This window comes from Roseivirga sp. UBA1976, from assembly GCF_002336325.1.
GTDB lineage: Bacteria > Bacteroidota > Bacteroidia > Cytophagales > Cyclobacteriaceae > Roseivirga > Roseivirga thermotolerans.
On sequence record NZ_DDDQ01000126.1, the window covers coordinates 1 to 11,325 of the forward strand.

General features: G+C 44.6%; 11 protein-coding genes. 5 read left to right on the top strand and 6 right to left on the bottom strand.

Features of this window, described 5'->3' with window-relative positions; translation table 11 throughout:
* Positions 1–1,076 precede the first annotated feature (1,076 nt).
* The 6 genes from B3763_RS12555 to B3763_RS12580 form a co-directional block, all read right to left on the bottom strand.
* Positions 1,077–2,249: a lactonase family protein gene (locus tag B3763_RS12555; protein ID WP_286746949.1), complete on the bottom strand. Its 1,173-nt coding sequence runs from the start codon at positions 2,247–2,249 to the stop codon at positions 1,077–1,079.
* Positions 2,250–3,266 carry a threonine aldolase family protein gene (locus B3763_RS12560; RefSeq protein WP_286746951.1) on the bottom strand — a complete coding sequence of 339 codons (1,017 nt, stop codon included), beginning with the start codon at positions 3,264–3,266 and terminating at the stop codon, positions 2,250–2,252.
* Positions 3,256–4,197 carry a glycerophosphodiester phosphodiesterase family protein gene (locus B3763_RS12565; protein ID WP_286746953.1) on the bottom strand — a complete coding sequence of 314 codons (942 nt, stop codon included), beginning with the start codon at positions 4,195–4,197 and terminating at the stop codon, positions 3,256–3,258. The genes B3763_RS12560 and B3763_RS12565 overlap by 11 nt, the downstream gene beginning before the upstream one ends.
* A 166-nt stretch (positions 4,198–4,363) precedes the next feature.
* Positions 4,364–4,822 carry a MarR family winged helix-turn-helix transcriptional regulator gene (locus B3763_RS12570; protein WP_189628290.1) on the bottom strand — a complete coding sequence of 153 codons (459 nt, stop codon included), beginning with the start codon at positions 4,820–4,822 and terminating at the stop codon, positions 4,364–4,366.
* 216 nt (positions 4,823–5,038) lie between these two features.
* Positions 5,039–5,452 carry a DUF2721 domain-containing protein gene (locus B3763_RS12575; protein ID WP_189628291.1) on the bottom strand — a complete coding sequence of 138 codons (414 nt, stop codon included), beginning with the start codon at positions 5,450–5,452 and terminating at the stop codon, positions 5,039–5,041.
* A complete protein-coding gene (locus B3763_RS12580) occupies positions 5,449–5,682 on the bottom strand; it encodes a hypothetical protein (protein WP_286746955.1) in 234 nt (77 codons plus the stop codon). Before B3763_RS12580 ends, B3763_RS12575 begins: the two co-directional genes overlap by 4 nt.
* Before the next feature lie 137 nt (positions 5,683–5,819).
* On the opposite strand from B3763_RS12580, the gene B3763_RS12585 reads away from it, so the two are divergent.
* The 5 genes from B3763_RS12585 (at position 5,820) to B3763_RS12605 (ending at position 11,121) form a co-directional block, all read left to right on the top strand.
* Positions 5,820–6,473, top strand: coding sequence for a DUF4331 family protein (locus B3763_RS12585; RefSeq protein WP_286746957.1), 654 nt, complete (start codon positions 5,820–5,822; stop codon positions 6,471–6,473).
* 22 nt (positions 6,474–6,495) lie between these two features.
* The gene (locus B3763_RS12590) at positions 6,496–7,035 is read left to right on the top strand and encodes a DUF4331 family protein (protein WP_286746959.1); all 540 of its coding nucleotides are present in this window, start codon (positions 6,496–6,498) and stop codon (positions 7,033–7,035) included.
* Positions 7,036–7,106: 71 nt separating this feature from the next.
* Complete coding sequence (locus tag B3763_RS12595; protein WP_286746961.1) at positions 7,107–8,408, top strand: tetratricopeptide repeat protein; 1,302 nt, start codon at positions 7,107–7,109, stop codon at positions 8,406–8,408.
* A complete protein-coding gene (locus tag B3763_RS12600; RefSeq protein ID WP_286746963.1) occupies positions 8,409–8,780 on the top strand; it encodes a hypothetical protein in 372 nt (123 codons plus the stop codon).
* Between the two features lie 79 nt (positions 8,781–8,859).
* The gene (locus B3763_RS12605; protein WP_286746965.1) at positions 8,860–11,121 is read left to right on the top strand and encodes a TonB-dependent receptor; all 2,262 of its coding nucleotides are present in this window, start codon (positions 8,860–8,862) and stop codon (positions 11,119–11,121) included.
* Positions 11,122–11,325 lie beyond the last annotated feature (204 nt).

Consider the following 11,325-nt stretch of genomic DNA (forward strand, 5'->3'; position numbering starts at 1 on the left):
ACTATTCTGACTTAGACATTTTTTAGCCAGTCATGGCTCCCCTGCTGTCGCCAGTCATGGTGTCCCCACCATGACACAGCAAAAGCACCAGACTCAATTCTTGTTATGGGTTATAAGTCGGTAATTATTTAAAGCAAAGGTTAAACACTTATGTAGTGATACGGATTCAAACACGTGGTGAGGACACCACCTGTGGCAGATAAGGGCATATGGTCAACTTATCTGATGGGTAAAAATCTCAACATCTGCTATCGCCAGTCATGGTATCCCCACCATGACACAGCAAAAACACCAGATTAGATTCCTATTATGGGCTAAGAGCCATACAAAAACGATCCTAAAACCCGGCAATCGGTGAGGACACCGATTGTGGCGACCAGGCACTATTCTGACTTAGACATTTTTTCGCCAGTTATGGCTCCCCTTCCTGTCGCCAGTCATGGTGTCCTCACCATGACACCACAAAAGCACCAGATTAGATTCTTGCTATGGGCTAGAAGTCGGTAATTATTTGAAGCAAAGGTTAAACACTTATGTAGTGATACGGATTCAAACACGTGGTGAGGACACCATCTGTGGCAATGACGACCCCTGGCTCCTCCTAACATAGGAGGACAATCAGTGCCAACAACAGTTTAAATTATATTGATAATCATTAGCAGAATGTACCAGCCTTCTGTCGTGGAGGATGTGCCCTAAGCACTCGGGGTGGAGGAATAACAAAAGAAGTCATCGTATATGTATAGGTAGTTTAAACGTATCTCTTCTCCCCATTCTATTTGATAAAAGCAGGTTCAAGGTATCATTGGTAACAAAGTTTGAATCTAGATACTCATATGGTTCAAATACTTCTAAAAACTCCTCTCGCTGACCATCATTATGCATAACAAAAATAGTTGGTTGACTTACTGCATTCGATGGACTATGGTAAATGTTTAGGGACTCATTAGAAGCAATAATAATTGTCCGAAGGAGAGTAGTTTCATTTGGAAATAACTCAAAGCAACAAGACACGTAAACAAAAAAGCCAAAAGCCGAAACAATAAACAGAGTTACTAATCTTAAAAGCCACTTTCTCATCCATTAAGAAACTTAATACAAACCGGGGTAGGTACTTCTTCGATATAACCCGTATCAATAAGCTCACCGGTTTCCTGATTGATTTCATAAGTGACAATGGTATTCGAATCCTGATTGGCCACAAGCATAAACTTACCTGACGGATCAATCTCAAAGTCCCTTGGTGTTTTTCCTTGCGATGGATAAGCACCCATTTTTATCAGCTCACCATTACCACCTATTTTGAAGGCAAGAATTTCATTAATCTCACCTCTATTGGAAGCGTAAAGAAACTGTCCATTGGGATGAATCTTAATGGCTGCTCCTGAAGGCTCTCTCTCATCATCAGATTCTTGCAGAGCAATCATCTGCACCTTTTGCTCTAAACGGAGGCTATCAGAGAAAGTGGCTACTTCAATCGTTCCAATGAGTTCATTCAACACGTAGACAATATCTTTTTCAGGATGAAAAACAATGTGTCTGGGCCCTGCCATTCTTGGTGGGTTAATAAAGTCTCTCAAATAATTGAGGGTTCTGCTGAGTGTATCCAACTCATAGGCGTAAATTTTATCGGCACCAAGATCTACGGCAGCCACCAAACCGCTCTTCGGATGCTGAATAATTTGGTGAGCATGCGGAGCCTCTTGTCTGGGGTGTTCAGAACCACCCTCATGTTTTTTGTACGAAGTATATGTCCCAAGCATTCCACCTTCTTCAATGGGCAACAAAACCACACTACCTCCAACATAGTTGGCTACCATAACAAACTTCCCCGTATTGTCTATGCTCAAATGACAAGGATATTGCCCCATACTCGAAGTCTCATTAACATAAGACAGCGTATAGCTTTCATGGTCGTAAGAAAAAGCAGTGACAGCAGCAAAGCTATCTTCTCCCCCGTCAAATTCATTTACCGCATATACATAGTTTCCACTAGGATGTACGGCCAAATAAGACGGGCTAATCACCCGTTCACTCGTACTTTTATAGGCAATAGCACCCGTCTTTTTATTCATGCTATACACATACACTCCTTCACCCTGACCATCTACATGGCCCTCTTTCTTGGTATAGGTACCTACAAAAAATATGGCTTCGTCAGTTTCTGGTTTTGCCACTTGCTGTTCGGTTTTCTTTGATCCACAAGCTGTAATAAGAGCCAGTAGAGCAAGGAGGATTATCTTCTTCATTTATAGTTTTTTCAGCACCTCAATTGTTTTGGTGAGGTGATCATCGGTAAAATCGTAATGTGTCACAAAGCGAATAAGCTGGGGGCCAAAGCCAAAAGCCAGAATTCCATTTTCTGCCAGCTTATTTAAAAAAGCACTGTTGGTATACTTATCCGTTAGTTTAAAAATTAAAATATTGGTTTCACAAGGCAGTACTTCCTCCACATAATTCAGCCCTTGCAGCACCTTGGCCATTTCTTTGGCTTTGTTATGGTCTTCCACCAATCGCTCTATATGATGCTCCAGTGCATACAAACCAGCTGCGGCAATATATCCGGCCTGCCGCCAGGCTCCACCCATTACTTTTCGAATTCTTCTGGCCCGCTTAATATCGTCATGCCCACCAATGAGCAATGACCCAACCGGAGCCCCAAGCCCCTTGCTCAGGCAAATGGAAATGGTATCGAACACCTCTCCATATTCCTTTGCATTTTGTCCTTTGGCCACCAGTGCATTGAAGAGGCGTGCCCCATCCAGGTGTAAAGCAAGTCCATGCTCATGGCATGTCTCTCGAATAGCCCAAATCTCGTCCATATCGTAGCAGCTTCCACCTCCCTTATTCATCGTATTTTCCAACGAAACCAATCTGGAAACCGGAGAGTGGATATCATCTGGCTGAATAGCAGCCTCTACATCTTTAGCCGTAATTAAGCCACGATCGCCCTCCAGCAACCGAACGGAAGCCCCGGCATTGGCCATAATACCACCTGACTCATACAAATAGATGTGTGAATATTTATGACAGATCACCTCGTCCTGAATTTGGCAGTGCAATCGGATACCTATTTGATTGGTCATGGTACCGGAAGCACAATACAGGGCAGCATCTCTACCAAACATTCGGGCAGCTTTCTCCTCCAAGGCCGCCACAGTCGGGTCTTCTCCAAACATATCATCGCCCACCTTAGCCGACATCATCGCTTCATGCATGGCCGGTGTGGGCCGGGTTAGCGTATCACTCCTTAAATCAATATCCATAGAAAAATTTTGCTTTTGTACTGGTCTCCGGCACAGCCAACTCAATAGCTTTAGCCGCCTCCAGAGGACGGTCTGTAGCCAGAATATCTGCACCACGTTGAATATAGCCTAAATATGTAGAATCTCCTTGTGCTATGGCCTTCCTATCCAGGTTTCCTAATACTCCCAATATGCAGGTAATCCCTTTGCGATGTAAGAAATCGAACCATTCCGGTGATGGTTCTGACACCCCCACAAAAGCAACCATTTGTTCATCAGGAATACCAGCAGCCCTATGAGCCTCATAGGCCTCCTGAGAGCCCAGACTTACGGAGAGTTTGAGCGAAGGATCCAGCGAATATACCAAGGCTGCATCGCGAGCCCCATAGGTTATAATAATTGAGTAGTCCTGTGCTTCCATCTCTTGCACAGCCTCTACTACTCGCTCAAAAGGTACACCTCGTTTTACATCCAGGGTTAAAACAGCCTTACCTCTTGCCCATTGCAATACGTCATTCAAGGTTGGCACCTTATAGGCCGTAATTTGCCCCTCATTGTCTACCAAATTCAACGATTGTACATACTCGTAGTCTACTTCCAACACTCTGCCACTCCCGTTGGTGGTTCGGTCTAGCGTATTGTCATGCATCATTATGAGCACTGAATCTTTGGTCATGGCGATATCGCATTCTATAACCGTAGGAATTTGAGAGGCTATGTATTCGAACGTCTCTATGGCATTTTCCGGGTAGCCGGGATATGGCCCACCCCTGTGAGCGCTCACCAACGGAATCCGATCTTCCGACCATTGGATAAGCTCAGTCAATTGGCCTTTGGGAATGACTATCCCTTTGGTTTCTGAAGCCGTTGAACTATCCTGTTTGGGCGAAGAACAAGCGTATAGAAAGCAGAAGAGAATAAGAATCTGGGGGAAGGATTTTCGCAGAAACATCTTTTTTACTCGAAAGTACATGGAGAAGAAACAAAGCACAAGAGAAAAAGTGAAGTCATTTCCGAGGCAGCAAACCTTATGTCTACTGCCTCGGTAATCCTCTCCGTTTCAACCTAAACATATGAAGAGATTATGGTGCAAGCACCTTAAATGACCGGACCGTCTGTCACTCAATGGGTGTGTAATCTCCTAACTTGCTCCGCAATTGAAGCAGTTCGTTCTTTATGGCATTGTGCATGCCTTTGGGCACTTCTTTTAAGAACCCGTTGAAGTGATTATCCAGTTTAATAATCATTTCATTCTTACTTCTCCTTCCTCTTTCGGTAAGCTGTACATGAAAAGATCTCCCATCTTCCTCATTATCGACCCGGGTTACCCAGCCGTTTTTTTCCATACGCACCAACATGCGCGATATGGACGGAAGATCCTGGAGCGTAACCCGGCTAATCTCGGTAGGGGTCACGCTTCCATGGTTCCATAAAATAATCAACACCTGCCACTGCTCGGGCGTTACCGAATACGCCTTCAACGCTCTGATCAGCTCCCTATGAAAGAGCAAATACGCGCGATATAGATTGTAGCCGAGATTGTTATTGAGGTGAAAGAGAGCCTTACCGAAATCCATAGTGGTTGTAAGTCTGACCAAACTTATACAAAAATACTTGTTCAGACAAGTATTTTTGTACATAAATTCTTTTTTAGCCGGAACAAAAGGGCTATGTAGGCCTAACGAATGGCACTATGGCCATGCATTTACCAATTTTACTAAGCGATATCATGCCGGTCGGCTGACCAACATTTGAAACTTCGGTGCAGGGTAAAAAGAAGTGTAAAATGTCTATTAAGAGGCAGAGGAAGAGTTTTCTTCCAAGTCTCTCAGCTCCAGGTTGATAGCCCTGGTGCTAATTTGGGTTTCGATAAAAGAAAGGAGAAGCGAACCAAGTAGCAGAAAAAGGCTGGCTCCAAATACGTAATCTGCAACTACTTGTCTGCCTAAGTACATCAGCACCATAGAGAGCACGCAACAAAAGAAACTTGCAATACCGAGGGCTTGCATATTGCGAATAAGCAACAAGCGAAGCCTCAGGTTTTTAATCTGACCGAAAATGGTCTTGCGCATTTCAGGAGCTTCTTTATACCGCACCCTCAAACCCCTCACTAAGGTGGCCAGAGCCACAAAGCGATTGGTAAAAGCTAATAAAAGCAGGGTAATGGCAGGAAACAGCAATGCTGGCGTAGAAATATCAAGACTCATTTTTCTTGTTTTTGTGAGGGTAGTTTTTTGTCTAGTGTGAGCTTCCACAAACCTCTTAACCACACCAGACCAAACAGGTACAGCCCAAATTTACTCAAATATTCGCTGAGTACAGGGTTTGGCAGATTTTGAGGTTCTATTATATATAGCAAAACGAGGGTTAACCCCACCACTACTGAAGCTATCCCAAACATCCATTTTTCGGTCTTTACGCCAATTTTTAGATCCATGTGTTTTCTAGTTTTCAAAAAAACTTACTCATCCCCTCAATCCGGAGCCGGCAACCACCTCGTAAGTAAGCACAAAGAAAACAACAATTCTTAACGCATTGGCAGCTCACACGCTTCCAATTTTCAAATCAAACATTATGAAAAAGAAAACAATCCTTTTGCTGAGCTGTGCAATACTGTTTGCCACAGCACTGATCTACGCAGCAGATCACATTGATGCTCCGGGTGTAACTGAAACTACCTCAGACATTACCGATTTCTACGCCTTTCAAAGCCCAGAAAACAATTCAAACATTGTCTTTGTAGCCAACCTTCAGGGCTTGTTATCTCCCTCAGCCAGTGCCGGTGCCACCTTTGACGAAAACGTGATGGTGGAATTTAATATTGATACGAATGATGATGCTGTGGAAGATCTGGTGATTCAGTGCACCTTCGAAAACGGAATGGTAACTGCTTATGGCCCTGTTGCCCCGGTCTCTACAGGCACCAGCAGTACCCTGGTAACCAGTGCTAATACTGTTTCTACCAACATTACGGCTTACGGATCTAATGCTTCAATTGGCAACCAAAATGGAGTAAAGCTATTTGCTGGCCCCAGAGACGATCCGTTCTTCATGGATTTTGCTCAGTACGGAGAGATCATTGCCGGAAATGCCTCCAGCTTCAATGATCCGGGAACAGACACTTTTGCAGGCACTAACGTAATGTCGGTGGTTGTAGAGGTTCCCAAATCAATGATTGGCGGTTCAGGCACAATCAACACCTGGGTAACCAGCAACAGAAAACAATAACCAATTCAACTTTAACAGAACAATGATGAAAAGCATAAATAAAAAAACAGCAATAGTCGCGGTAGCCGCTATTCTGGCCCTAACCATGATTTCATGTAAAAATGACGATACCACACCGGAAATACCTTCTATGTACACTCAGGAAGATCAAATTGGGCGACCTGCCATTAACACAGTATTTGTAGGCAGCTCCATGAAAGACAACTTTAACACCACTGCTCCGAGTGCTCAGGGGGCCTCTTATCAATCGGCTTTCGAAGCCAGACTTTTGGCCTTAAACCCTAATTATAGCACCAATGCCCTGGGTCTGGATGCCGCAACGTTTACCACCGTATTGGCCACCGATGTGCTTTCCGTATCCTTGGATGGAACCACCACTTTCTTTGATGGCACCAACGTATTGACAGGAAGGGCACTAGCCGATGACGTTATCTCTGTAGAATTGCTATTGATCTTTGGAGGGTCTGACGGTTCGGAAAACCCGGGACTTACTGATGATCATGTAGATAGTAATGATAAGGCGTTTCTGACCACATTCCCTTACCTGGCCTCTCCTTGGTAAAGCTTAACACTCCGTGCTTAGGCAAAACTATAAGCACGGAGTATTTCTCCTTTCGACTTAAACTCAACGATATGAAAAAAATAATACTACCCACCTTTTCGCTGCTGTTCTTAATAATGGCTTGTGAGCCAAAACAGAGCAATTCATCAATAGTTTTGAAATCTGACTATGCCCATCTTTTACAAGCAGCAACAAATGAACGCGACACTCTTCTACAATCAGACATTCACTTTTGGTCCGATAAACTTAAAGCGGCCCCTAATAACATTACCTATCTGAGTAAACTTGCTGCCGCATATAGCCGCCTCTTTAAGGCAGAAGGAAACGTTGAGTACATTTTCAAGGCAGACAGTCTTTATGCCCTTGTAGAATCTCGCAACCCATTCTCTAATGCCGCTACCTACCAGGCACTTGGTGTAAACGCCATTACCCGCCACCAATTTGTTGCGGCTAAAAACTACGGAGAAGCAGCTCTTTTGGAAGGCGACATGAAGTCTGCTTCTTTCAACCTCATTTTTGACGCGTCTATGGAGGTTGGCGACTATGACCGTGCGAGGAGTATTCTGAACAGCCAAATCCAACGAAACAGCTTTCAGTACCTCATTCGAGCCTCAAAATTGGCCGATCATGACGGAAATCTTGAATTGGCCATTGAGCTGATGGAAAAAGCCCATGCGCGAGTAAAAAACCACCCGGAGCTCTCCCTTTGGTCGCTATCTAATTTAGGTGATCTATACGGCCATGCAGGCCGAATTGCTGACTCTTATGGAGCCTATTTGGATGTATTGCAAAAAGACCCAACACACTGGCACTCATGGCAAGGAATTGCCTGGATTTTATATTCTCACGAAGGGAAAGTAAGTGAGGCAGAAGTCATACTGCAACTGATAAACCAAAAACACCACAACCCTGAACTTAATCTTTTGCTAGCCGATTTGGCTGACTATAGTGGCAAGAAGGAGCAAGCACTGAAACTTAGAAAACAGTTCTATACAGAGGTTTCTAAGCCAAAGTATGGCCACATGTACAGCAAATACCTCATACTTCTTGATGCCGAGGATCTGAATTCTCCAAAGCGGGCTGTAGCTCGGGCTGAAGCGGAAAAAGATTCGCGCCCCACACCGGAAGTATATAGTCTTTTGGCATGGGCCAAATTGCACAATGGAGAAAAAGAGGAAGCATTACGTATGGCTCAGCAATTTGTGGAGGACAAAACCAGCGAGCCTGAAGCTGTTTATCACCTGGGCATGATCTACAAGGCCAATGGAAAAACCAGACGCGCCAGACAGTTACTCAAGGAGGCTAACGATGCCGCGTATGAGCTTGGCCCCATAACTGCTCAAGCCATTGAAAAGGCCCTAAAGTCATTTTAAGTGAGAAAGCTAACGGCAGTTGTTTTATGGGGCTATTTCTGCATACTGATATTCGGTTATGCAGGCGCTTATTTTACCCATAAAGCACTGCACTCTTTGGCCAACAGAGTTCATCATCATCACCCAAACACTTCTTTAGATGTAGAGCATGTCATAGATGATCATCATGCATGGATTAAACCTCAACACGAACAAAGGCAAGTAGAATCGCACACTAATGAAAACGGCCTGAGCCTCTATGGTTTTGTGTTACCCCTAATCAGCAGCTTCAGTTTTTCCTTTACCATAAAGAAAACCAAAAACACCACTCTCTACCCAACCTTTTATACTATGCCCGAACTACCCACTCCAACTCCTCCCCCCAGTGCCTGAACAGCCATAGCCCATTAACCTACCGACTCGTGAGCCGGGCAGTAACTCCTATGTCTTTCCAATCTAAAATGCACTAATTATGAAATCATTTACCCTATTTATATGCCTTATTGGCCTTTTAGTATGTACAATTGGCTATGGGCAGCAACGTACAGTTGCAGGAACTGTAAGGGATGCTGAAAATGCAGAACCACTTCCGGCAGCTACTATTTACATTCAAGAATTGAATATAGGCACCACAGCCAATGCTATGGGCATCTTTCAGTTTAAAAACCTTCCTAATGGCGAATACACCCTGGAAATCAGTTTCGTAGGTTTCGCAAAGAAAATCATTCCTTTCACCGTAGCTTCAGGTAGTCCTCAATCTATCGAAGTAACCATGCAGCCGGAAGTTGTTCGTATGGAAGATGTAGAAGTGAGTCAGAACCTTCAGTACAATGCCACCTCATTTTCGGCAATGGACCTTCGGCTAAGGCCTATACAAACTTCTCAGGATGTACTAAAAATTGTTCCGGGGCTATTCATAGCTCAACATGCCGGAGGAGGCAAGGCCGAGCAGATATTTCTAAGAGGATTTGACATTGACCACGGAACCGACATTTCCCTGGAGGTAGATGGCATGCCGGTGAATATGGTTTCTCATGCCCATGGGCAGGGCTATGCCGACCTCCATTTTGTAATTCCGGAAACCATAGACCGGGTAGCTTTCGACAAAGGCCCATATTATAGTAGTATAGGCAATTTTAACACGGCTGGTTATGCACACTTTTCTACCAAAAAAAGACTTTCGGAGAGTTCGGTAAAACTAGAGGGCGGACAGTTCGGCACATTTCGAACCGTGGGCCTTCTCAACCTTATATCTCCCCAAACAACCTATGCTCCCAGCCTTTATCTGGCCACTGAGTTTTTTCGATCTGATGGGTATTTCGAAAGCCCGCAGTTCTTCAATCGTCTAAACGCATTGCTAAAATATCATCAACGACTGGACAGCAAACGTACGCTGGATATTTCGTTGTCGGCATTTAATAGTAGCTGGGATGCCTCCGGCCAAATACCTGAAAGAGCTGTAGAGAATGGCACTATTTCGAGGTTTGGAGCTATTGATGATACAGAAGGGGGCATGACAAGCAGAATGAATGTAAATGCCCGATTGGCTCGAGAGCTACGCAATGGCGCCTGGACTGAAAGCCAGTTCTATTTTACTCAATACAACTTTGAACTGGTTTCTAACTTCACCTTCTTTCTTAATGACCCGGAAAATGGTGATCAAATAACCCAAAGCGAGCAGCGGCAAATATTTGGAACCCGCCACAACTATTGGACGGAACACCAACTGTTGGGTATTTCGGCACAAACTGAATTGGGTGTTGGTTTCAGGCACGACATCAATGAGAATGTACGTCTTTCCAGAACATTGCAGCGCCAAACTGTACTGGAAGACCTTGCCTATGGCGATGTGCAGGAAACCAACATTTTTGCCTTTGCTGAGGAAATTTTTACCCTTTCTCCCCGATTTACCATGACTACGGGGTTACGGTTCGACCACTTTACATTCGACTATAGAAACAAACTCTCTTCCACCTACGAGCGATCGGCCATTAACAAAAGTGTGTTAAGTCCCAAACTACAGTTGAGCTACCAGGCCTCTGAGCGATTGAATCTTTACCTTAAAAGCGGATTGGGCTTTCATAGCAACGACAGCCGGGTGGTTGTTCAACAAACCGGGCGGGAGATTCTGCCAAAGGCTTATGGCGTGGATGTGGGCATTCACTGGAAACCTGTTGACCGACTGCTCATAAACGCTGCTTTATGGCGCCTCGATCTTGATCAGGAGTTTGTTTATGTGGGTGATGCGGGCATAGTTGAACCTTCGGGCAAAACACGCAGGGAAGGTATCGATTTGAGTATACGATATCAGGCCAATGCCTGGCTCTATTTTACCTCAGATGTTAACTACACCATTCCGAGGGCAGTTGGCACGGCAGAAGGGGAACACTTCATTCCGCTGGCTCCCACGTTTACAAGCATTGGTGGGCTTACTGCAGAATTGACGAATGCCCTAAGCGGAAGCTTAAGGTATCGGTTCATGGACAATCGCCCGGCCAATGAGGACAACAGCCTGCATGCGGAGGGCTACTTTTTAATGGATGCTGTACTGAACTATACATTGGGAACCTTTGAATTGGGGCTTTCTATTGAAAACCTGACCAATGCTGCGTGGAAGGAGGCACAGTTCGAAACCGAATCGCAACTAAGGAACGAATCAAAACCTATATCTGAAATTCACTTCACACCAGGCACTCCGTTTCAGGCCAGACTTTCGGCTACTGTGAGGTTTTAGTGGGCCTCTCAGGGAAAGAAAATTACACCTTTCTAAATCTAAAAAACCTATGGACTTCGTATGTCTATTGTATGCGAGTCCCATTCACCTAATAACACGCATTGCAATCGAATAGAAGGGCCGGAGTTCAGATAGTTTTATAGGGCTACTCATTTAGATCGCATTTGTTCCAGTATACTGGCCACAAGCTGTGTCCTCACAGCG